Origin of the sequence: Burkholderia sp. 567, from assembly GCF_040545115.1 — a bacterium.
Lineage (GTDB): Bacteria > Pseudomonadota > Gammaproteobacteria > Burkholderiales > Burkholderiaceae > Burkholderia > Burkholderia ambifaria.
Window position 1 is genome coordinate 435,374 of record NZ_JBEPLG010000003.1, and the last position, 21,365, is coordinate 456,738.

Annotated in this window: 19 protein-coding genes and 2 pseudogenes; 10 read left to right on the forward strand and 11 right to left on the reverse strand. The window is 64.4% G+C overall.

Going from position 1 to position 21,365, the window contains the following annotated elements; genetic code table 11:
• Position 1 precedes the first annotated feature (1 nt).
• The 5 genes from ABIC50_RS12405 to ABIC50_RS12425 are packed head-to-tail and all read left to right on the forward strand — an operon-like array spanning position 2 to position 4,362.
• Entirely contained in the window at positions 2 to 1,015 is a 1,014-nt protein-coding gene (locus tag ABIC50_RS12405; RefSeq protein ID WP_354164093.1) for an ATP-binding cassette domain-containing protein, read from the forward strand.
• Positions 1,008 to 2,084, forward strand: coding sequence for an ABC transporter permease (locus ABIC50_RS12410; protein WP_354164095.1), 1,077 nt, complete (start codon positions 1,008 to 1,010; stop codon positions 2,082 to 2,084). Before ABIC50_RS12405 ends, ABIC50_RS12410 begins: the two co-directional genes overlap by 8 nt.
• A gap of 36 nt (positions 2,085 to 2,120) precedes the next feature.
• Entirely contained in the window at positions 2,121 to 2,663 is a 543-nt protein-coding gene (locus ABIC50_RS12415) for a permease (RefSeq protein WP_354164097.1), read from the forward strand.
• Between the two features lie 2 nt (positions 2,664 to 2,665).
• Positions 2,666 to 4,075 carry an FAD-binding oxidoreductase gene (locus ABIC50_RS12420; protein ID WP_354164099.1) on the forward strand — a complete coding sequence of 470 codons (1,410 nt, stop codon included), beginning with the start codon at positions 2,666 to 2,668 and terminating at the stop codon, positions 4,073 to 4,075.
• A 32-nt stretch (positions 4,076 to 4,107) separates the two neighbouring features.
• Positions 4,108 to 4,362 carry a hypothetical protein gene (locus ABIC50_RS12425; protein WP_011661003.1) on the forward strand — a complete coding sequence of 85 codons (255 nt, stop codon included), beginning with the start codon at positions 4,108 to 4,110 and terminating at the stop codon, positions 4,360 to 4,362.
• A 233-nt stretch (positions 4,363 to 4,595) separates the two neighbouring features.
• Here ABIC50_RS12425 and ABIC50_RS12430 read toward each other — a convergent pair whose 3' ends face one another.
• The 5 genes from ABIC50_RS12430 to ABIC50_RS12450 form a co-directional block, all read right to left on the reverse strand.
• The gene (locus ABIC50_RS12430) at positions 4,596 to 6,155 is read right to left on the reverse strand and encodes a methyl-accepting chemotaxis protein (protein ID WP_354164100.1); all 1,560 of its coding nucleotides are present in this window, start codon (positions 6,153 to 6,155) and stop codon (positions 4,596 to 4,598) included.
• An 84-nt stretch (positions 6,156 to 6,239) separates the two neighbouring features.
• Entirely contained in the window at positions 6,240 to 7,331 is a 1,092-nt protein-coding gene (locus ABIC50_RS12435) for a lactonase family protein (RefSeq protein WP_354164102.1), read from the reverse strand.
• 101 nt (positions 7,332 to 7,432) lie between these two features.
• The gene (locus tag ABIC50_RS12440) at positions 7,433 to 8,785 is read right to left on the reverse strand and encodes a TRAP transporter large permease (protein WP_011661000.1); all 1,353 of its coding nucleotides are present in this window, start codon (positions 8,783 to 8,785) and stop codon (positions 7,433 to 7,435) included.
• A 4-nt stretch (positions 8,786 to 8,789) separates the two neighbouring features.
• Positions 8,790 to 9,368, reverse strand: coding sequence for a TRAP transporter small permease (locus tag ABIC50_RS12445; protein ID WP_354164104.1), 579 nt, complete (start codon positions 9,366 to 9,368; stop codon positions 8,790 to 8,792).
• Complete coding sequence (locus ABIC50_RS12450; RefSeq protein ID WP_175731941.1) at positions 9,365 to 10,351, reverse strand: TRAP transporter substrate-binding protein; 987 nt, start codon at positions 10,349 to 10,351, stop codon at positions 9,365 to 9,367. The genes ABIC50_RS12445 and ABIC50_RS12450 overlap by 4 nt, the downstream gene beginning before the upstream one ends.
• A 514-nt stretch (positions 10,352 to 10,865) precedes the next feature.
• On the opposite strand from ABIC50_RS12450, the pseudogene ABIC50_RS12455 reads away from it, so the two are divergent.
• Positions 10,866 to 11,093, forward strand: a pseudogene (locus ABIC50_RS12455) (endopolygalacturonase); the annotation flags it as partial.
• Between the two features lie 172 nt (positions 11,094 to 11,265).
• Positions 11,266 to 11,460 carry a hypothetical protein gene (locus tag ABIC50_RS12460; protein ID WP_105830208.1) on the forward strand — a complete coding sequence of 65 codons (195 nt, stop codon included), beginning with the start codon at positions 11,266 to 11,268 and terminating at the stop codon, positions 11,458 to 11,460.
• A 99-nt stretch (positions 11,461 to 11,559) separates the two neighbouring features.
• Here the strand turns inward: ABIC50_RS12460 and ABIC50_RS12465 are convergent, their stop codons facing one another.
• Positions 11,560 to 12,240: a GntR family transcriptional regulator gene (locus tag ABIC50_RS12465; protein ID WP_354164106.1), complete on the reverse strand. Its 681-nt coding sequence runs from the start codon at positions 12,238 to 12,240 to the stop codon at positions 11,560 to 11,562.
• Positions 12,241 to 12,496: 256 nt separating this feature from the next.
• On the reverse strand, positions 12,497 to 12,874 hold the full coding sequence (locus ABIC50_RS12470) for a heavy metal-responsive transcriptional regulator (RefSeq protein WP_011660994.1): 378 nt from the start codon (positions 12,872 to 12,874) through the stop codon (positions 12,497 to 12,499).
• A 99-nt stretch (positions 12,875 to 12,973) separates the two neighbouring features.
• Between ABIC50_RS12470 and ABIC50_RS12475 the strand changes: the two genes are divergently transcribed.
• Together ABIC50_RS12475 and ABIC50_RS12480 are read left to right on the forward strand one after the other, a co-directional pair.
• Entirely contained in the window at positions 12,974 to 13,801 is an 828-nt protein-coding gene (locus ABIC50_RS12475; protein WP_354164108.1) for an SDR family NAD(P)-dependent oxidoreductase, read from the forward strand.
• A gap of 608 nt (positions 13,802 to 14,409) precedes the next feature.
• Positions 14,410 to 14,736 carry a hypothetical protein gene (locus ABIC50_RS12480; RefSeq protein ID WP_082089716.1) on the forward strand — a complete coding sequence of 109 codons (327 nt, stop codon included), beginning with the start codon at positions 14,410 to 14,412 and terminating at the stop codon, positions 14,734 to 14,736.
• A gap of 382 nt (positions 14,737 to 15,118) precedes the next feature.
• On the opposite strand, the gene ABIC50_RS12485 is transcribed toward ABIC50_RS12480, so the two are convergent.
• The 4 genes and pseudogenes from ABIC50_RS12485 to ABIC50_RS12500 form a co-directional block, all read right to left on the reverse strand.
• Entirely contained in the window at positions 15,119 to 16,714 is a 1,596-nt protein-coding gene (locus ABIC50_RS12485; protein WP_411162247.1) for a glycoside hydrolase family 68 protein, read from the reverse strand.
• Between the two features lie 319 nt (positions 16,715 to 17,033).
• Positions 17,034 to 17,400 (reverse strand): annotated as a pseudogene (locus tag ABIC50_RS12490) (glycoside hydrolase family 32 C-terminal domain-containing protein); the annotation flags it as partial.
• A 750-nt stretch (positions 17,401 to 18,150) separates the two neighbouring features.
• The gene (locus ABIC50_RS12495; protein WP_354164109.1) at positions 18,151 to 18,954 is read right to left on the reverse strand and encodes a hypothetical protein; all 804 of its coding nucleotides are present in this window, start codon (positions 18,952 to 18,954) and stop codon (positions 18,151 to 18,153) included.
• 93 nt (positions 18,955 to 19,047) lie between these two features.
• Positions 19,048 to 19,914 carry an NmrA family NAD(P)-binding protein gene (locus ABIC50_RS12500; protein WP_354164110.1) on the reverse strand — a complete coding sequence of 289 codons (867 nt, stop codon included), beginning with the start codon at positions 19,912 to 19,914 and terminating at the stop codon, positions 19,048 to 19,050.
• 224 nt (positions 19,915 to 20,138) lie between these two features.
• Here ABIC50_RS12500 and ABIC50_RS12505 point away from each other — a divergent pair, with 224 nt between their 5' ends.
• Positions 20,139 to 21,071: a LysR family transcriptional regulator gene (locus ABIC50_RS12505; protein ID WP_354164112.1), complete on the forward strand. Its 933-nt coding sequence runs from the start codon at positions 20,139 to 20,141 to the stop codon at positions 21,069 to 21,071.
• Positions 21,072 to 21,365 lie beyond the last annotated feature (294 nt).

Consider the following 21,365-nt stretch of genomic DNA (forward strand, 5'->3'; position numbering starts at 1 on the left):
GATGAGCGACTCGCTACTCGCCTCCGTGCGCGCGCTGTTCGGCCCGCCGCCCGCGTTCGACCGGCCGCAGCGTTCGGGCGCGCAGCCGCTGCCCGACGCGCAGGTGCCCGCCGCGGCGCTCGGCGCGCGTGCGCTCGACGTCACGGCCGGCGATTTCCGCTTCCGCGCGCAGCACGTGCGGTTCCGGCTCGGCGCGATCACCGCGATCGTCGGGCCGAACGGGTCCGGCAAGACCACGCTGCTCGAAGCACTGCTCGGCTTCCGGCGCGGCGCGGCCGACGTGCGCGTGCTGGACGAGCCGGCCACGCGCTTCATGCGCGACACGCGTTCGCTGCGACGGCTCGGCGCGCAATTGCAGAAGGTCGAGTATCCGGACCATCTGCGCGTGTCCGAGATCGTCGCGCTGCATCGCGCGATGTACGTACAGGCGGACCCTGCGATCACCACCGCGCTCGGCATCGCCGAGCTGCTCGACAAGCCGTGCCGCGCGCTGTCGAAGGGCCAGCGCCAACGCGTGGACCTGTACGTCGCGCTCGCGCACCGGCCCGAGCTGGCCGTGCTCGACGAACCATTCACCGGGCTCGACCGCCGCTATGCGGGCGTCGTGATCGACCTGCTCGGCGACCGCACGCGCGGCACGAGCGTCGCGATGATCTGCCATTCCGAAGAAGAGCTGGCCGCCGCCGACGATCTCGTGTGGGTGCGCGACGGCGGCATACGCTACCAGGGGGACAAGGACACGCTGCGCGCCGAGCTTGTCGGCGACGCGCGCGCGGAGCTGCATTGCCGCGACGAAGCCGATGCGCGCGCCTTGCGCAAGCGGCTTGCCGCGCTGCCCGGCGTGACCGGCGTGCGCGTATCGCCTTCGCATGTCGTCGAAGTGTTCGGCGACGCGACGCTGCATCCGAACGTGCACCGGATCGTCGGCGAACGGGGCATCCAGCATCTCGCGCTCGCGCCCAGCACGCCGGGCGACCTGCTGCGTCTGTGCACCGAGGGCCCGGCCCGTGACTAAGGTATTTCTGATCCTCGTGCGCAACGAGCTGCTCGGCTATCTGCGCAGCCGCTCGTCGCTGTTCTGGACGCTGGTGTTCCCGGTGTTCCTGCTGAGCGTGATGCTGTTCGCGTTCGGCGGCTCGGGCTCGCTCGGCACGGCCGACATCGCGTTCGACGTGCCGGGCGGCCCGAGCGCCTACAGCCGCGCATGCGAAGCGCAGATCGTCGACAGCCTGTCGCACAGCGACACGGTGAAAGCGACGTTCGGCCGCGGCACCGCTGCCGATCGCGTGACCGTCGTGCTGGGTGCCGACGAACACACGCCGGCGACGATCCGCTACGACTTCAACGGCTCGCTCGCGGTGAAGGCCGCGTCGCGGGTCGTCGAGATCGCGCTCGCGCGCTGCGCCGCGCAGCGGCTCGGCGTGCCGGCCGCGCAGGCGCGCTTCGAGAACAGCGCGCCCGCGCGCCGGCCGTTCGACTACGGCGCGTTCTTCGCGACCGGCCTGCTGGTGATGGCGTTCATGGCGATCGGGCTGAACTCGACGACGACCGCGATCGCCGCGCTGCGCGAACGCAATACGTTCAAGCTCTACGTGTGCTTCCCCGTGTCGCGCGGCGTGTTTCTGGCCGCGCTGATCGTCGCGCGGATGGTGATGATGGCGCTGTCCGCGCTCGTGCTGCTGACGGTCGCGCGCGTCGCATTCGGCATCGCGCTGCCGATCGCGGGCCCGGACGGGCTGCGCGCGTTGCCGATCGTGCTGCTCGGCGCGGCGATGCTGCTCAGTATCGGCGTGCTGCTCGCGAGCCGCACGCGCTCGCTCGCGGCCGCCGAACTCGCGTGCAACGTCACCTACTACCCGCTGCTGTTCTTCAGCGACCTGACGATTCCGATGCACGACGCACCGGCCTGGCTGAAAACCGCGCTCGCGTTCCTGCCGACCAACCAGTTCGCCGTCGCGCTGCGCGGCACGCTGCTCGACGGCGCATCGTACGTGCAACTCGCGCCGCAACTGCTCGGGATGGCCGCGAGCACGGCGCTGTTCCTGTTTGCCGCCGCGCGGCTGTTCCGCTGGCATGACGCATGACGCGTCGGCCGCTGTTTCGACGATGGAGAAAACCGGATGAAAGCGAACAATCCCATAACCGACTACCTGCTGCATGCGAGCAACTTCCTGCCGGCGATCGTGTTCCTGTTCTACGGCCGGCTCGGCCCCGGCCAGCCGGGTGAGCGCTGGACGCATGCGTTCCTGATCGGCGGCGTACTCGCGCTCGTGCATGGCGCATGGCTGATGCGGCGCGCGCAACGCAACAGCATCGCGCTCGGCGTCGACCTGTTCCTCGTGATCGGCGCGGTGCTCGCGATCGTGTCGCCGGCAGGTAGCCGGTTGTGGGGCGAGGAACTCGGGCCGGCCGCGATGCTCGTCTGCGTGCTGGTGGTCGGGATCGTGCACACCGCGTGGTCGGCGGGCGGTTTCGTCGACGGCACGGCCGCCGATCAGGCGCGCGTCCGCTCGCTGTCGTTCGTGATGCTCGCGGTCACGGCGGTCGCGCTCGCGGTGTCGATCACGATGCGACATAGCCCGTTGTGGGGCGGCGTCGTGCCGCTGCTCGCGCTCGTTATCGTGCGCGGCCGCCTGCGCCGGCAACTCGCGCACGCGCACTGATGATGAGCGCACTGCCCGAACGCGGCGCGCAACGGCACGCGCTCGCCGCGGCGCTCGGCGACGGCTGGCTCGACAGCGACGCGTGCGAGCCGTATGCGACCGATGCCGCGCGGTACGGCGGCACCGCGCTCGGCGTCGCGCGCCCGGCGTCGACCGCCGAAACGAGCACGCTTGCGCAGGTCGCGGCCGCACACCGGATCGCGCTGGTCGCGCAGGGTGCGCGCAGCGGGCTCGTCGGCGCCGCGATACCCGATCGCAGCGGCACGCAATGCGTGGTGTCGTTCGATCGGATGCGCGCGATCCGCGCGTTCGACGCGGCGAACCGCAGCATCACGGTCGACGCCGGCGTGCGCCTGTCCGAAATCAACCGCGCGGCGGCCGAAGCCGGCCTCTGCCTGCCGATCGATCTCGGCAGCGATCCGGCGGCCGGCGGCCTCGTCGGCGCGAACGCGGGCGGCAGCCGCCTGATCAAGTACGGCGACGTGCGCCGCAACCTGCTCGGCGTCGAGGTCGTGCTCGCCGATGCGGCCGGCACCGTGATCGACGCGCTCGCGCCGCTGCGCAAGCGCAACGCCGGCTTCGACGTCGCGCACTGCTTCATCGGCGCGAACGGTGCGAACGGGCTCGTGACGGCCGTGTCGTTCGCGCTCGCCGCGATCGAGCGCTCGTCGTGCGCAGTGTTCGTCGCATTCGCGTCGTACGACGCGGCGCTCGCCGGCTTGCTCGCGTTCGAACGCGCGTTCGGCGAGCTGCTGTCGGCGTTCGAATTCATGTCGGCCACGGCCGTGCGATGCGTCGCGGCTGCGTGTCCAGACCTGCGCATTCCGTGCGCGACGGACGCCGCCGCGTGCCATGCGCTCGTCGAGATCGCGACCGGCATGCCGGGGCTCGACGCACTGCTCGAAGCGCGCGCGCTGGAAACGCTCGAAGCGCTGGCCGGTGAGCGTGTGGTGCTCGATGCGGCCTGCGGGGCGGCCGAACGCTTCTGGCGGATTCGCGACGCGCTACCGGTCGCGGTCGCGCAGGAAGGGATCCCGCTGTCGTTCGACGTATCGTTTCCGCGCGGCGCGCTGGCGGCGTTCGTCACCGGCGCCGAGCAGTGGCTCGCCGACGCGCATCCGTCGCTGCGCTGCCACGCGTTCGGCCATTTCGGTGACGGCGGCTGTCACCTCGTCGTGTCGATTCCGCATGACGACGCGCAGCGCTACGGGCCGTTGCAGCAGGTCGCGCTGCGCGGCGCGCTGTACGAGCGCGTCGTGCGCGCCGGCGGCTGCTTCAGCGCGGAACACGGAATTGGCCCGGTCAACGTCGCGTACTACCGCAAGCACGTGCCGGCCGCGCAACGGCAACTCGCCGGCGCCGTCCAGCACGCGATCGACCCGCTCGGCCTGATCGGGCGAGTCCGTTACTGATGCGCCGATTCGATGCGCCACGGAGAACTCGCATGAAATCGCCCCACCCGCCCTGCCCGGGCCTCGCCGCAGAACCGGACGACGATCCGTCATTTCCCGGTATGCCGGCCGCACTGCCCGACTCCGGCGCGGTGGTCAACGTGCGCGGCGTCGCGTACGTGATCGAGCTGCCGCCGCGCGACCATGCGCGCGCGGCGCTGTGGCGCGAGCTTGCGCATTGGCGCGACGATCGGCCGGCCGATGACAGGTCGGACGGCGACGCCGCGGTGGATGCTCGTCAGGATTGAGCGTTCATGCCCGGGGGCACGTGCGGGCGGTGTTCGGTGTTCGGTGTTCGGTGTTCGGTGTTCGGTGTTCGGTGTTCGGTGTTCGGTGTTCGGTGTTCGGTGTTCGGTGGGCGGTGGGCGGTGGGCGGTGGGCGGTGGGCGGTGGGCGGTGGGCGGTGGGCGGTGGGCGGTGGGCGGTGGGCGGCAGTGCCGTTTCACACGCCAATCCGCACACGGCCGCTCCGGCCAGCCATTCACCGCGCCCGCGCAACCCGGAACACCGACATCGCGGCCTGCATCGAACCGGCCTGCTGCTCGAGCGCGCTCGCCGCGGCACTGGCCTGTTCGACGAGCGCCGCGTTCTGCTGCGTCATCTGGTCCATCTGCGTGACCGCCTGGCCGACCTGGTCAATCCCCGCGCTCTGCTCGACGGTGGCCGTCGTGATCTCGGTCATGATCGTCGCCACGCGCCGCACCGACGACACGATCTCGTCCATCGCGCGCCCCGCCTGCGACACGAGCGCATTGCCGTCGCGCACGTCGTCGATCGACGCACCGATCAACTGCCGGATCTCGCGCGCGGCGCCCGCGCTGCGCTGGGCCAGCGTGCGCACCTCGCCCGCGACGACCGCGAAGCCGCGCCCGTGCTCGCCCGCGCGCGCCGATTCGACCGCCGCGTTGAGCGCGAGGATGTTGGTCTGGAACGCGATGCCGTCGATCATCGCGGTGATCTCCGCGATCTTCTGCGAGCTCGTGTTGATCACGCCCATCATGTCGACCGCGCGGCCGACCAGTTCGCCGCCTTGCTGGGCAAGATCCGCCGCGCTCGCGGCGAGCGTGCTCGCCTGCTGCGCGTTGTCCGCGTTCTGGCGTACCGTCGACGTCAGCTGCTCCATGCTCGCGGCCGTTTCCTCGAGCGACGCGGATTGCTGTTCGGTGCGGCTCGACAGGTCGAGGTTGCCCGCGGCGATCTCGCGCGCGGCGGTATGGATCGCGTCGCTGCTGTCGCGCATGCCGGTGACGGTCGTCGCGAGGCCTGCCTGCATCCGCTTCATCGCCGCGAACAACTGGCCGATCTCATTGCGGCCGGCATCGGGCACGTTCACGGTCAGGTCGTTCGATGCGATCCGGTCGAGCAGCGCGGCCGCGTTCGCGAGTGGTCGCGACACGATCGCGCGCAACGCGAAGTGCGTCGCGGCGATCAGCGCGAGCGCCAGCGCGACACCGATTCCGACCATCGCGACGATGCGCGTGTACGCGGCGTTGTCGTCGTCGATCGTGTCTTCCGCCAGCTTATTGGCCGTGCGCTGGAATTTCTCGACGTTCGCCGAATACACCTGGCCGGCGAGCGTGATTTCCTTGTCGTTGATCTCGGCATACGCGGCGGTATCGCCATTGCGCAGCGCGTCGCTCGCGCGGGCGAGGACGCCCGCGAGATGCGTCGACGATTCGACCAGTGCCTGCTTCAGGTCGGCGCCGAGGCTGCCGATCGGCGCGGTGTCCTTGAACGCCTGCGTTTCCTTCGCCGACAGATCGAACGTGCGCTGCGCGCTTTGCAAGGCCGAGTCGCGCTGCGCCGGGTCGTTGTGTTCCTTCAGTGCCGAATACGCGCGCACGAGCGCCGAGCGGGTACGCGTGCTGTCCTTGTACGCGTCGTTGACGAGCGACGTCTGCGTTGCGATCGCGTGCAGGCGCTTCGCGTTCGTGTTCGCGCTGCCGAGCGCAACGACCCCGACGATGCCGCCGACGATGATCATCGCTGCAAACGTGGCCAGCACGGCGAGCAAACTGTTTTTTACCTTCAGATCGCGCATGGTGAATCGACTCTCGAAGTTATCCCTAGTCGGTTAACGACAGCGGCTGGTTCAACTTGAGTCGATTGCGCTTCGTCGCGCGGATCAGTTCGTCCCGTCGTACGTGACGATCTCGACCCAGTTCGCGCCCTTGCCGACCGGATACTTGCCGATCGCGTCGAGGTGGCCGGTGTGCCGGTCGATGCGATACACCGCGAGCGTCGGCGACAGTTGCCCGGCCGCGAGCAGATACGTGCCCGACGGATCGATCGCGAAGCCGCGCGGCTGCCGCTCGGTCGCGAACGTACCGACTCGCGCGAGCTTGCCTGATGCCGCATCGACACGGTACGCCGCGAGCGTGCTCGACGTGCGCTCCGACGCGTAGAGGAATGTGCCGTCCGGCGTCAGGTGCAGGTCCGCGCCCCACGGCTTGTCGCCATGAAAATCCGGCGGCAGGATCGACACCGTCTGAATCGGCCGCGCATCGGCGCCGCCATGCGACAGCGCAAGCACGTGCAGCTTGCCGTCGAGCTCATCGATCAGGTATGCGAACCGCCCGTTCGACGAAAACACGAAATGGCGCGGGCCCGACTTCTCCGGCAGCCGGTACGCGGGCTCGGCCGTGTCGGTCAGCTTGCCGGTCGACGCATCGAACGGCAGGCGCAGCCATGCGTCGGCGCCGAGCACCGACGCGAATGCGTAGCGGCCATCCGGCGACTGGCGGATCGCATGCGCCATCGGGCCGGTCTTAATCGTCTGCTGCACGTCGCCGGCCACGCCGTTCTCGGCGATCCGGTTGACCGCGAGCAGGTTGCCGCCGTACGACGCGGAGAACAGGTATCGGCCCGACGCATCGGTCGACACATACGCCATGCTGTCCGCGAGCGGCGCGCGGCCCAGCTCGATCAACCGCCCGTCGAGCGGATTGATCGCGAAGCTGACGACGCGATACGGCGTCGAGCGCAGCGCCGCGTACAGCCGGTGATGATCGGGCGACAACGCCATCGGCATCACGGTGCCGTCGACCGGCACGGTTTCGATCGCGCGCAGCGCACCGCTCGACGTGTCGACGCCGAACACCGAGATGTCGCGGCTGTCGCCGTTCGATACGTACGCATACGTCGCGGCATGCGCGAGCGTTGCGGCCAGCGCGAATGCGGCGGCCGCGACGGCGCGCCATGCTGTGTTGTGGTTCATGGGGATGGATACGCTATCCGTGATACGCGATACGTGAAAAAACCGTTGACGTGATGACGGCGCCGGAGGTCGCCCGGCGCCGCGATATGCAAGGCAGGCGGTCAGAACACCGCGTGGCCGCTGATCAGGCTCGGCAGCCAGGTCGAGAAGAACGGCATGTACGTGACGATGTTGATCGCACTGAAGATCGCGAGGTAGTACGGCCACGCCATCTTCGTCGTCTCACCGATCGACACGTTGCCGATCGCGCAGCCGACGAACTGCACCGAGCCGATCGGCGGGTGCACGAGGCCGAGCGAGCAGTTCAGCAGCAGCATGATCCCGAACTGCACCGGTCCGACGCCGCACGCCATCGCGATCGGCAGGAACAGCGGCGTCGTGATCAGGATGTGCGCGGCCATGTCGACGAACGTGCCGAGGAACACCTGGATGATGTTGATGTACAGCAGCATCAGCCACGGCGCGGCGGTCGACTGCTTCAGCAGCCCTTCGATCGCATCCGGAATCTCCAGGTACGACATCTGGAAGCGCAGCATGTTCGACACGGCGATCAGCAGCAGCACGACGCCCGTCGTGCGCGCCGCATGCGACAGCGCACGGCGCAGCTTCGCGACGGTCAGCGTGCGGTACACGATCGCGGTCAGCACGAGCGAATACACGACGGCGATCGCGGCCGCTTCGGTCGCGGTGGCGATCCCCTTCGCGACACACACGAGGATGATCGCGATCACCATCAGGCCCGGCACCGCGCCGACGAAGCTGCGCAGCACCGCATACCAGCCCGGGAACGACGGCAGCGCGGACGAACCGTCTTCACGGCGCGGATAGCCGTGACGCACCGCTTGCCAGTACGCGGCGACGAGCACGAAGCCCATCACCCACAACACCGGCAGCAGCCCGGAGAACAACAGGTCGCCGATCGACACGCCGCTTACCTGCTGGCCGTGCAGCATCCCCGTGATCCCCTGCGCGGCGAACGCGTAGATGATCATGTTGGTCGAGGTCGGCATCAGCGCGCCGGCGAGCGACGCGTGCGTCGTCACGTTGACCGCGTAAGCCGCGCTGTAGCCTTCGCGCTTCATCAGCGGAATCACCACGCCGCCCATCGCCGACGTATCGGCGGTCGGCGAGCCCGACACGCCGCCGAACAGCGTGCAGGCGACCACGTTGGCCATCCCGAGGCCGCCGCGGAAATGGCCGACGGTCGCCTGCGCGAAGCGCAGGATCCGGTCCGCGATGCCGCCATGCAGCATCAGCTCGCCGGAGAAGATGAAGAACGGCACCGCGAGAAACGAGAACGCGTTCATCCCCGAGATCATCGACTGCATCGCGGTCGCGATCGGCAGCCCTTCGACCAGGTAGGTCAGCACGCAGGAAATGCCGAGCGCGAACGAGACGGGCACGCCAAGCACGAGGAAAATCAGAAAACTGACGGACAGGATCGCGAGTTCCATGGCGTTATTGTCCCGACGAAGAACGACGAAGCGCGAGCAGGTGCTCGAGCGAGAAGAGGACGATCGCGATCGCCGCGGGAATCGTGATTAGGTAGCGCACGCCTTCGGGCAGCCCGATGATCGGGATGCGGTCGGCCATCGTCTCGGCGGCCATGCTGCCGCAGCCGACCATGATCGCGATCGCGAATGCGATCAGGCTCAGATGCTGGATCGCGATCACCACGGTGCGCGGGCCCGGCGACAGGCGTCGCACGAACGAGTCGAGGCCGATATGGCCGCCGTCGCGCACCTTCATCGCCGCGCCGAACATCGCGATCACGATCACCAGCAGCAGCGCGATCGGCTCGACGAAATCGGGCGCGTTCTCGAACACGTAGCGCATCACCACCGCGTAGAACACCAGCAGCGTGAGCGCCGCGAGACACAGCGACGCGATCACCGCCAGCGCGCGGAACAGCAGGTCGTTCGCGCAGCGCAACAGCGGCGCGGCCACGCGCGGCCGGCCCGGCGCCGCACCGTCCGCGGCGGCCGCGTCCGGCGAGCCCACGGCCGCCGCGCCGTTCAGGGAAGTGCGACGGGTCACTTGGTTGCCTCGATCTCGTCGACGATCTGCTTCATCTGCGGCGTCTTCTCGTACTTCGCCCACAGCGGCTGCATCGCCTTCACGAAGGCCGCGCGGTCGACCTGCGCGGCCGGCAGGATCTTCGCGCCGCCCTTCGTCACCGCCTGCTGCGCCGATGCCTCACGCGCGGTCCACAGCTTCTGGTAGTACGGCACCGAATCGGCCGCGGCCTTCCGGATCGCGGCCTGCTCCTGCGGCGACAGCGTGTCCCAGATCTTCTTCGAGAACACCAGCACTTCCGGCGTCATCGCGTGCTGCGTCTCCGAGTAGTCGGGCGCCACCTCGAAGTGCTTGGTTTCCTCGTACGACGGCAGGTTGTTTTCCGCCGCGTCGACGAGGCCCGTCTTCAGGCCCGTGTACACCTCGGCGAACGGCATCGGCGTCGGCGTGCCGCCCATCGCGCGGATCTCGTCGACCATCAGGTCCGATGGTTGCACGCGCACCTTCAGCCCCTTCATGTCCGCCGGCGTGCGCACCGGACGCTTCGCGTAGATCGAGCGCGCGCCGCTCTCGTAGAACGTCAGCGCGATCATCCCCTTCGCCGCGAATGCGTCGAGGATCTTCTGGCCGGCCGGGCCGTACATCGCCTTGCGGAAATGGTCGACGTCGCGGAACAGGAACGGAAACGACGGGATCAGCGACTCCGGCACGATCTCGTTGAACGACGCGCCGTTCACGCGCGCCATGTCGATCGCGCCGATGCGGACCTGGTCGACCGTGTCCTTCTCCGAGCCGAGCGCGCTGTTGCCGAACACCTTGATCGAGTCCTTGCCGCCCGTGAGCTTCGACAGCTCGTCGCCCATGTACTTGACCGCCATGTTGGTCGGGAAGCTGTCGCCGTGCACGTCCGCCGAGCGGAATACGCGGGCCTGCGCGGACATCGCGAAGCCGGCCATCAGCGCGACGGCCAGTGCGGTACGGGAGCGGGGGAATCGGTGCGTCATCGTCAGTCTCCTTGTCGGTTGTAGCTCGCTATTTGGCGGCGATCCGGGTGGCTTTCGCAGGGGTCTGGCTTAGGCCTTCGAGGAATCGCAGTCATACGTTGTATGACGTGTGGGAGCGAATGTACGTCGGTTAATCGTTTAACTCACTTGGTGCATACCCCTATAAGCGCCTCTGTAGCGGGTTCACGGAGGGATAGGGGGAAAAGCGTTCTCTGTTTAGGCGGATGCTCGCGAAACGTTTTCCGGAAATGGGTCTGTATTTGAATCGGAGATAGGTTGCGTCGTTTTCCTGATGCCGAATGCCGTCTTTCGTTTCCCTGCCTCACATCATAGGATGACTGTTCACAAGGGCGGCTACGGCCCACGCCGCCGCCCCGCCTCGACCGACCCGATACCAACCCGGCAGCGTCCGCGGACACTGCCTCACCAGGAGACATCCGTCATGGCATCCCGACTTTCCGGGTCGAGCGCCCGCCCGCGCGTGCTCGCCCTATTCGCGGCGCTCGTCGCGACCGCCGACACTCCCGACGGGATCTCGACAATCGCACCCGACGCGAACCTCACGCTGCACAACGTGAATTTGCCCGTGTTCGCGTCGAGCGCGAACCGCATCGTCGCGAACGGCGAGGCCACCCGCAACGCGCGCCCCGGCAACGTGCTCGACTGCAGCAAGGCGTTCGTCGACTTCCCCGGCATCGACCAGTCGAACCCGTTCGGCTCGACATGGGCGCCGTCGTTGTAATGACGATGCGATGACGTCGATTCTCCGGTAATCACGCGGAGCGTCGCGTCATCGGGCGGTGCGCCTGTCATGCGCTTTGGGCACGTGGGCCGGAGATGGCGCGCGTGTCGTCGCAGCGGGCACGGGTGATGCGTGTTCGCAGCGACGTCGGAAACGCGAAAGGAGGTGTGCTATGCAGACGACCAGAACGCCGACGGGCCAGAATCAAGACCCGCCGTTGAATCCGGGCGACGAAGGGCCGCCCGATGCGCCGGGCGTCGGCGAGGATCTGTGTGGAGTATGCCGCGGCACCGGCATGGTCGAAGGGCAGAAATGCGCGGTATGCGGCGGAACCGGCAAGGTGTTGCAGGGAATCGGCGGCGGCTAATCGGAATTCGGCGATGCCCGGATGGCCGCGCATCGCATGCGACCCTGCTTCAGCGTCGGTCGTCAGTGCGGGATGTCGGCTATCGCGCCCCTCACGACTTTAACGACCCAGCCGCCGGTCACGCAGGAACGCATTCAACTCACCGCCCGCATGCTCGATGTGCCGCTTGAGCAGCGACGCCGCCGCGCGCGCATCGCCCTTGCGGCACAACGAGACGAGTTCGGCGTGTTCCGATTCGGCCACGTCGCGCGCGGCCTCGGATAGAGACAGTTGCACGCGCGTGTAACGGTCGGTCTGTTGCAGCAGCGACGCGACGATCGCCGTGGTCTTCGGCTGGTCGGCACGCGACAGCAGTAGTTGATGCAGTTCGGTGTTCAGTTCGCCCCAGCGTCCGGACTGGCTCGCATGCAGCACTTCGCTGTACTCCGCGAGAATCGCATCGAGCCGCGCGAAATCGTCGGCGGTGAGCTTCGGAATCGATTTTTTCAGCAGCACGGGTTCCAGCAGCGCGCGCAATTCGAAGAGTTCGGTGATGTCATCCGGGGACAGCTCCGACACAATCGCGCCCTTGTGGGGCAGGATCTTCACGAGCCCTTCGCTCTCGAGCTGCACGAGCGCTTCGCGCAGGGGGATGCGGCTGATGCCGAGTTCGGTCGCGAGCGCATCCTGGCGAAGCTGGTAACCGTCGACATACTCCCCTGTCAGGATACGGCGGCGCAATTCGTTCGCTGCGGCTTCGGCGCGCGTGGCGTAGACAAGAGCAGGGCGTTTCTCGTTCATGTTGCGATTCGGACTGGGGGAAGGCGGACAGGCAAGCGCCGGTGCGGCGGCGGATATTGCATATTTTCTACAATATTAGCAGAGGGGTCTTGGGGGGCGGCGGATGCCTATGGTCACGCCGCCGTGCCGCTCGCTCAGACAACAGAAGGGTTCTGCGCGGATGTCGCTTGCCGATCCGGAGCGGACGCTCGCCTGAAACCGAAGCGGCCATTGACACTCTTGCTTGAGTCGGTTTGTCGCTTTCACCAACAGCGCCTCACCACGCGATGTGTCCTTCGACACAATCGCTGCCAACTTTGGCCAGCGCATTCACCAGCCCTGCGCGCAGCAGGGTCAGCGCGCGGCTCTTTTCGTCGATTTCTGTGAGCTTTGCTTGCAGGCAAGCGACCTTTTTCGCAACACCGAATGTCGGACTGTCCCATACATGAATGACGTCGCCAATTTCCGTGAGCGTGAAGCCCAATGCCTTCGCATGGATAATCAGCTGTATCCGCTGTAACGAGCGTTCGGAGTAGTGCTTGTACGTATTTGTCGCGTGAGGTTGTGTTGCTTTGTCCAGCAGCCCCATTCGCTCGTAGTAGCGCACGGTATCGTGCGAAACGCCCGCCCGCTTGCATAGTTCGCCGATGCGCATGCTGCCTCCATTCAATGTTGTGGACCGTCATTAAGGCTTGACCGTTGCCTGTAGTCAACGGTTTACAGTCCAAGTCACCTTCCACTCCATCCGCGGGCTATGAGAGATCGTTTCGATTTTCACGGAAAAACAGCACTTGTCACGGGTGCATCGTCGGGTATCGGGCGCGCGTTTGCCTATGCATTGGCCAAACGTGGTGCGAGACTTCTGCTGGTCGCACGTTCTCGCGACAAGCTGCGCGATCTGGCCGCGGAACTGCGACGCGACTATGCGTGCGACGCCGATTTCCTGACGGCCGACCTGAGCACAACTGATGCCGTACACACGATCGATTGCCACCTGAAGGTGACCGGCAAAGTCATCGATGTACTCGTCAATAATGCGGGCTTTGCGGCTTACGGGCGCTTCGAAACGATTCCGTGGACGCGCCAACGCGACGAAGTGCTGGTGAACTGCATGGCCGCAATCGAGCTGACTCATCTTCTGCTGCCGGGGATGCAGGCGCGTTCCGCTGGCGTGGTCATCAACGTCGCGTCGACAGCCGCATTCCAGCCCGATCCTTATATGGCCGTCTACGGCGCAACCAAGGCCTTTCTGTTGTCATTTTCAGAAGCCGTTTGGGCTGAGAACCGGCATCGCGGCATCCGGGTCGTCGCCTTATGTCCCGGGGCGACGCAAACCGCCTTTTTCGATGTCGTTGGCGCGCAGGAGGCGGCCGTCGGCACGCCGATGCCTGTCGCGAGTGTGGTGCAGGATGCCTTGTGGGCGCTGGATCGCAATCGGAGCCATCGGATTGTTGGAACCCGGAACCGGCTGCTTGCCAATTTGCAGAGACTGTTGAGCCGCGAGATGTCGGCACGCCTGGTTGAGAAAATCCTTCGGCCGAGAGACGTTCAGGACCTGGTGACGGGAGAGACCAACGCGTAGGGTGCGGTCACTGTCCGCCCCACGTTGCGCTCCAGCCGTTCCGGTTTGAACGTGAGCGGCTTCCGGCGGCCGTATTGGGCGGCGGAGCGTGATGTCAGAGAACGAAATGGCCCGACGCGGATGGTCGCCACGTGCGGTTGGTAGGCCTGCCGGCGGGGTTGGCCATCGATTGTCAACGATCCGAGCGTCCGTGTCGAACGGCTGAAATTGGCCGGTTTCTGTCTTTTATCGATCGCTTACCGATGGGACGACGAGTCCGGCATCCAAGGCCATGCGTATTCGGGGTAAGGAGCCTTTGCAGCTCCTTGCAGCTCACAGGGCGCGAGCGCACAGGAGATATTGCCTCGAGCAATCAGCCTGCGCCGGCGGCGGTGCACGGAGTATCCGTCGATGTCGCATCTTGGCGGCCTGCCCGGATTACTACTCCCTGCGGGAGTGGCCTACACTAGAACTTACACGTTCCGCGGGCTCGGTTGCAGTTGCAGCTTCGATGCAATGCAGTGTTGCCGCCGGCCGATCGAAGCGAGCGACTGGCGATACCACGGGCGACGCCGGAGTTATCTGCTGCCTGAGCTCATCTGGAACCGACGTTCAAGGAGGAGTTCATCATGTTGCAAACCAGTGAAATCCAAAAGCGCTTTACCCATCTGCAGCAAACCGTGAGCGAGGCATCACGTACCTGTCACGCCGACAGGACGATTCCAAAGGACCTGATCAACTGGGTGGATGAGTTGGACAAGGAATGCAAATCGGCGAAGAAGCTCATGGCGTCCAACGATGAAGATCGTATTCGGCAATGCGTCGACGATCTCGAACGAATCGGTGATCGTGCAGAGCGTGCTTGCCAACAGGCCGGCAGTCTTGATGCCAAGATCATGAATGCAGTCAGTACGATGCATTCGGAACTTTCCGATCTAAAGCGACAACTGCATTGACGTACCCGACAGCCCCGGTTTCATGTGTGTTTCACGCCGGGGCTGTTTGCCCTTCGGCCCGCACTTTGACACGCCGATAGGCAATATCAACAACTGGACCTTACCGGCACCCGCTGTTTGTGAACACGCGGCGCAACAGTTCGAGTTTGAAGACGGTCTGATCGTAACGTGCCCGGCGTTGGAAAATGACCGCCGGATTGATCATGCAGGAATGCTCGTATTGCAGATGGCCGGCACACCCGGACTTTTCGCGCGATGCGCACCGGCATTTGCAGTCGCAAAGCAAGTAAGGTGCGGCCTCGTGGCCGCACCCGGATCGAGACGGGTAGCATACGGGTATGCCGCTCTCCGCGAAACTTACCCTGTAACAATCAGGCGCAGCTTACGGCGCGTTGCCGCCTCCCTTTCCATTGTTCGCACCGCCCCGGCCGAGAGCCGGCTGGTTGGCAGAGATATCACCGTAGCCGCCCAGACCGCCAGTGCCATAGGTCAGATCAACCGCCGACGTCGTGAGGCCAATGTTGATCTTCACGGTCGGCGCGAGCGACCCACCGCGCCGCGGACCGATTGCGTCGATAAAGGATTCGACCAGGCCGCCCGGCATCACATAGTGCGAATACGATTGGAATGTACGTGGATTCTGGTTTGGATCCAGCGCAAACGGAAAGCCGATAGGTTGAGTGAGGTCGGTCGGGTTGCCGAGCACCAGGCCGCTGCCCTTGTTCATCGGCAGGAAATCGCTGCGGATCCCGTTGCCGACGAAACCCATCACGCCATCCGGCCCGTCGACGCCAGTCGCATAGGTCGAGCGGTGGGTGATCGTGAACAGATAGTATTTGCCGTTGCTCAGATAGATCTGCGGCCGCTCGGTCTGGTCGTCCACGCAGTTCGCGGAAAGAATCGGTGGAAGAAACTTCCATGCAGTGAGCTGAGGATTCGTCGCGATCGCGAGGCCAACGTTCGCTTTCTGCAGTACCGCACTGGAAGCATTCACAGCTGCGACAGTCTCGGCGAACGGGTCGCCGGATACATAGCCAAGGTCGTCGGCAGTGCACGTGGGCGCCCCACGCGGGCCGGCGGTGTTGCCCTCGAACACCATGTACGTGTCGCCCGGATGAGCCGGATCGAGGAACACGTACGGGTCACGGAAGTTGTAGAAATTATTTTGCGCACCATTCTGATACAGGACACCGTCGGGTTGCAGCAGCGCCTGGTGATCATTGAAACCGTCGAACCACACATGCGTGGCGTCCGCGTGGATATGGCCGTCCGCGCGCGCAATGATCGCGACCGGCGGGGTGATGTCCGGGCCGTTCGGGGACGTTTTGTTGAACGCCAGCGCCGTGTAGTAGAGACTCACGTTGGCGCCGCTGGTGAGCCTGGCAGAGCCGGACCATTCAGCGTTTTGCGTGATCGGCACGGTGGGGCTGAAAACCCTGATGCTCGAGCCATCCGGGAACAGATGGCCGCCGAAGATCCATCCGCCGTTCGCGGGCCGCTGTGACGCGGGAATGCCCGTCTTGCGATAAAAGAATCCAATGCGCGCATGCACGTGCCGGTCATCGAACGAATAGCCGCCGTGGCGATCGGCGGTCAGCGAGAAAATCACGTCCCAGCCCTTGTAGCTGAGTTGCACTGCGTGCAGGTCCGCGAGCGGCCAGGTGTCCCATACCCAGAAGTCGGCATTGGTGTCAGGGAAGTCCGCGCGGATGTTCGGCATGGTGAGGGCCGGGGGCAGCGAGTTCCCGCCGACTGTAGTGGGAAGGGACATGGCCTTGATCTGCCGGGCATCCGCCCTTGTCCATCGGGAGGTAAAGCTGGCAGCCGGATCGAATGCCTGTTGGGAGTGAGGTGTCGGGGCTGGGAATTGCGCCTGAGCTGGTGTCGTGGCGATCATCATCACGACGGCAGAAACTGCGCTCGCGAGCAGGTGGGGGCGGAGCAGCCGGCTCTGCGGAAAACAGCTACTCATCATCATTTCTCTCCTGAGTAATAGCTGGTAGCACACCGTAATTTTTACGAAATGCGAGTCTAGTCAAGAGCACGCAATTGAAGGTGTCAACCGCTTGATTGTGTCAGGCCGATGCCCGATGGGATTGGCCCTACAGCCGGCATCCGTGGAACTACATACATAGTTCAAAGTCGCGCGCCGTTCGGCGTGACGGACCATCCTGCATGCCTTGACGGCAGCGATACACTTGGCGTTCTCAACGCGGCACGTCCGGGAGAACCAGGCAAGTCCTTGCTGTAGATGCGATGCGTTCTGGCGGGCCCAGCTTTCGATCCAACGCATGGCACTATTGCTTTGCACCGCGTGGATCAGCGAGACGGGTAATCGTCATATCGCTGAACGTCGCCTCGCCGTTGTCGGCGAAGACCGAAACGCGATTGTCGTCGGGTGCCGGAAAGATGAGGTCGGTGATGACGGTACGGCCGTCGCCCGTAAACACTTCCACTGAATTCCGGTCGACCAGTAAGGCGCAACTTCCCGTTCTCCAACGGCATATAGACAATGTGCTGCTTGCTGAACGCGTTCGAGAATCGGATGTTGCCGGACCTAGAGCGGTCGAGCGTGAGGGTCTGGCTAGCGGTGTCGTAGAAGATCCAGGTGCCGACATCACCATTCGCCGAGCCTCGCACAATAAGGCCGGCCCGCTGGGCCGAATCGTAGATGGATTTATCAGATGTGTAGTGGTCGAATGAATTCGGACACTGATTTTGGCGAGAATGGTCGCCATGAAGCGGTGTCTGACGAACAAGCACGGACGTCCGTTTTCCCCCGGAGTTCAAACAGCAAGCAGCCAGTCTGGTGCTCGACCATGGCTATAGCCATATGGAGGTAAGCCGCTCGTACGAGACAATCAAATCCTCGGATAACGGACGCGCCGATTCCATTTGCTTTCGATCAGGTGCTCGCGTCTTGTTCCCGTTGTGACTCTGAACTGACGCGTCAATCGATGGAAGTCGCTTTCTCATTTCAAGAAAAAGTAAACAGTTTTTGAATGAACTGACAGCGAAGTCCCCCATCGATTCATGGCATTGACGTTCGCTTAAGCAGAATGGCTTGATCCGACTCGACCAACGTTGCGAAACATCTGAGAGGCACCGAAATCAGATGCCTTGGGACAACAATCCGCTCGCATGTCCAATCCTCTGCAAGGACCTTTGGTAGTCCATCGTCGACCTTTCTGTCGATATCGCTTTCAAGCTCCCGTTCTGCCGCGACAACAAAGGTGTTCGAGATGCGTCTGGCGACGTTTGCCGTCTCCATAAGAAACTGCCGCAACTCGTCGAGATCAAAATTGCGCGGCAAAGGAAGGGAGACGACGAACTGTGCCCTCACACCATTTTCTTCAATACCGATGCTGCTTCGAGCGCCGCCGGCTCCGATAGATTGATCACCGTATACATCACTCAGGGCTTCCCTTCCCCTTCCCCGGCCCCTCTAGCCGCAGCCATGCGACTTTGCACAGCAACGAGTTGATCATCCGTAGTCGCCACCAGCCACAGACGCGCCTGCTCCTTGATCCGGCGGTTGTGGTCTTTCAACGGGCCCATCGTGGCAGCGGCCTTCCAGACCACCGGGCCGATGCGGCTTTTCCTGCCCGATGGCGCGCCGACCAGCAGGCAGTAAGGTCCCAGCGGAAGCGACACGAACGGAAGTGCCGGACTCGCGGATACGCGCCAGTCAATAAAGGGCGCGTCGCCGATAAGCAGTGGCTGGGGCAAGCCGTATAGCACACTAAAATCGTACAGCCCAAGTTGCTCGCGCATGCCGACATAAACACGCCGGATGTCGTCGACAACCGCCGCGCGGATTTCGTCGTCGAACATGGGTTCCTGCGCGTATCGGGCAAATGCGTCGCGAGCCTCCCCTTGGTACGCACTGAACAGGCCAATCTCGACGCAGTCCTGCACTGCGCGCTGCACCTCCGCTACAGAACCGGCTTCTTCCGGCTTACCCAACTGCGCAGCCCGCAAAAACCGGGCAAGGCCGGCCTCCTGAATTGCGGGCCCCTCCACAGACGCATCGTCGTCAGCGCCATTGCCAAGGGGCACGTAGATATATTTTTCCGCTGCGAAATGCGACTTCTTGCCTTCATCAAACTTGATTTCGCAGTCGACGCAGTCCAGATAGCGAGTCCCGATTCGGCCATGCTCCCAAACCCAATTTTTCAGGAACGGACGTAGCGGATGCAGTCTGTCGTGATCAGTCATGGAACCCTCCAGGTTGCCCCAGTATAGTTCCAAGTTGCCGATCGCTCCGTACAAGACATGGCGATCGGCCAATCCGACGGATCGAGGCTCCGGTCACATCGCACGCGACACTAGCTCTCGTAGAACCGTCTCCAGTTCGACGCGACCACGCACGATTCCATCAGGATTACTTTCGAAATCGATCCAGCCTTCGTTGAAGCCGTCCAGCATGCGCATCCGGGGCATAGGATGCTTCATGCCCTGCCCGTGGAACAGCGCGTCCCACGTCTGTCTCTCGACAACTTCCGCGCGTACCTGCGCACCCAGCACGCGCGCGAAGGCCAGTGCGAGATCATTGGGGCTCACCCGGCGCGGGCCCTCGAGCTCGATCACACGCACACCGCGCCACGTCTGCTGGAGCAGTTCGGCCGCAACGCGGCCTACGTCCGCGGTAGCGACCATCGGCACGGGCTTGTCGAGCGGCTGCAGGTAACTGGCAATGACGCCATCGTCGCGCGCGGACGCGACATCCCATGCGGCGTTTTCCATGAACCAGCCAGGCCGCAGGAACGTCACCGGCATCGGCATCTCGCGCAGTGCCTGCTCCATCAGCGTGCGTTGCGTGAGCAGATTGACCTCGTCGGCCTGTGCGCCGATCGTCGACAGGCAAACGACTTTTTCGGGCCGCGCCTTCAGGAGCGCTGCGGATACAGCCTCGATCACCTTCCGCGCTTCGGGAAACCCGGGCGCCGGATCGAACTCCGATGGCGGCAGGATGAAAACGCCGGTGGCGCCCTCGAACGCGGCGGCGAGCGACGAAGCGTCTTCCATGAACGCCGTCGTGATCTCGCAACCTCGCTCTGCCCATGATCCTGCCCGCGTCGCATCGCGCACGACCGCGCGCACCGGCTGCCCCGTGGCCAACAGCTCGCGGGCCAGTACGCCGCCGACCTGGCCGGTGATTCCTGTTATTGCATACATTGCTCGTTCTCCATGTGTGGATACATCGGGTGTCTCGGTGACACGCATTCTGGACAAACGCAGACCGAAACAAAATGACATGGATGGCATCAGATAAGTGACAACGAGTCATCAATGCGGCATGATCAACGGCGTTATCCTGCGTTGCTGCACGGTGCAGCTTTGGCGCGTGGGCCTGCAAGTTGGTCGGTCGTGATCCACCGCCCGTATTCACTCGAGCAATCATGAGATCCAGTAACGAGAAGCTGTCCGGCAGCATCAGCGTGTTCGCCGCCGTGGTGGACATGGGGACGTTCGCGGCCGCATCGGAAGTCATCGGAATGACGCCGCCGGGCGTCAGTCGCGCGATTGCGCGGCTGGAAAAAAAGCTGAACATCCGGCTCTTCAACCGAACGACACGCTCCGTCTCGCTCACTGAAGAGGGCCGCCGCTTTTACGAGCAGGTCATGCCCCATCTCGCCGGGCTGGAGGAAGCAGCCGCGGCCGCGGCAGGTAGCGCCTCCGCTGTGCGTGGAAAGCTGAGAGTCAATCTGGATCCTGTCGTCTACCGGACCATTCTTGGGCCGCAACTCGATGCGTTCATGGACGCGCACCCGGAACTCGAAATCGAGCTCATCGCGCGAGACAGTCTTGGCGACCTCGTCATGGATGGCTTCGACATCGCCGTGCGATTCGGCGAGCCCCGAGCCTCTACGCTGATCGCAAGAAAGTTGCTCGATACCGGCATTGTTACGGTCGCGTCGCCCGCGTATATCGCTCGCTGGGGACGACCGACAAAACCCGAGGACCTGGAAAGCCGAAGCCACCGATGCATTGAATTTCGCAACCCGGAGACAGGCAAGCCGTTCGCGTGGGAATTCCATCGCCGGCGAAAACGCATTGTGGTGGACACGCGGGGACGCCTCACGGTCAACGATCCGGGCGCCCTGCTCAACGCATGCCTCGCCGGTTCCGGAATTGCGCAGATGTTGCTGCTCGGTGCCGAGCCCCTGATCGCGAGCGGCCAATTGATCAATCTGTTTCCCGAATGGGCAGACGAGCGATTTCCGCTATACGCGTACTACCCGTCCCGGCATCACCTGCCGGCAAAGACGCGGGCTTTTCTTGACTTCGTTGTTGAGCTGATGGGCAAGAACGAGCGCGTCGGCGCGCGCTAAGCACACGCGACCTCGTCGTCAGTCGCATCTCAAAGCACCAGCGACACGCATAGCGCCACACCGGTCAGGTCGCAGGCATCAACGAACGCCGGTTTGGTGGTGTAAAGCTGCACCGATCTTTCCTTCGGGGCCGACGCGAAGTAGGTGTCCGGCGTAGGGACGTCTTTCAGTCGTTAAGTGCATCCAGCACCGAGACGTCGTTCAACGTCGAGGAGCAAGCGTTACTCCCCGATCGAGGGCGGAGGAGCCAGAGGCTAATGATAGAGCTGGAACCATCCAACCCGAGACGCTTCA

Coding starts and splice junctions, on each gene's coding strand:
- ABIC50_RS12440 (WP_011661000.1), bottom strand. CDS start 8,785: ATGGAACTCGCGATCCTGTCCGTCAGTTTTCTGATTTTCCTCGTGCTT.
- ABIC50_RS12500 (WP_354164110.1), bottom strand. CDS start 19,914: ATGTATGCAATAACAGGAATCACCGGCCAGGTCGGCGGCGTACTGGCC.
- ABIC50_RS12415 (WP_354164097.1), top strand. CDS start 2,121: ATGAAAGCGAACAATCCCATAACCGACTACCTGCTGCATGCGAGCAAC.
- ABIC50_RS12465 (WP_354164106.1), bottom strand. CDS start 12,240: ATGAACGAGAAACGCCCTGCTCTTGTCTACGCCACGCGCGCCGAAGCC.
- ABIC50_RS12475 (WP_354164108.1), top strand. CDS start 12,974: ATGAGAGATCGTTTCGATTTTCACGGAAAAACAGCACTTGTCACGGGT.
- ABIC50_RS12480 (WP_082089716.1), top strand. CDS start 14,410: ATGTTGCAAACCAGTGAAATCCAAAAGCGCTTTACCCATCTGCAGCAA.
- ABIC50_RS12450 (WP_175731941.1), bottom strand. CDS start 10,351: ATGACGCACCGATTCCCCCGCTCCCGTACCGCACTGGCCGTCGCGCTG.
- ABIC50_RS12420 (WP_354164099.1), top strand. CDS start 2,666: ATGAGCGCACTGCCCGAACGCGGCGCGCAACGGCACGCGCTCGCCGCG.
- ABIC50_RS12470 (WP_011660994.1), bottom strand. CDS start 12,874: ATGCGCATCGGCGAACTATGCAAGCGGGCGGGCGTTTCGCACGATACC.
- ABIC50_RS12505 (WP_354164112.1), top strand. CDS start 20,139: ATGAGATCCAGTAACGAGAAGCTGTCCGGCAGCATCAGCGTGTTCGCC.
- ABIC50_RS12495 (WP_354164109.1), bottom strand. CDS start 18,954: ATGACTGATCACGACAGACTGCATCCGCTACGTCCGTTCCTGAAAAAT.
- ABIC50_RS12425 (WP_011661003.1), top strand. CDS start 4,108: ATGAAATCGCCCCACCCGCCCTGCCCGGGCCTCGCCGCAGAACCGGAC.
- ABIC50_RS12435 (WP_354164102.1), bottom strand. CDS start 7,331: ATGAACCACAACACAGCATGGCGCGCCGTCGCGGCCGCCGCATTCGCG.
- ABIC50_RS12405 (WP_354164093.1), top strand. CDS start 2: ATGAGCGACTCGCTACTCGCCTCCGTGCGCGCGCTGTTCGGCCCGCCG.
- ABIC50_RS12460 (WP_105830208.1), top strand. CDS start 11,266: ATGCAGACGACCAGAACGCCGACGGGCCAGAATCAAGACCCGCCGTTG.
- ABIC50_RS12430 (WP_354164100.1), bottom strand. CDS start 6,155: ATGCGCGATCTGAAGGTAAAAAACAGTTTGCTCGCCGTGCTGGCCACG.
- ABIC50_RS12485 (WP_411162247.1), bottom strand. CDS start 16,714: ATGATGATGAGTAGCTGTTTTCCGCAGAGCCGGCTGCTCCGCCCCCAC.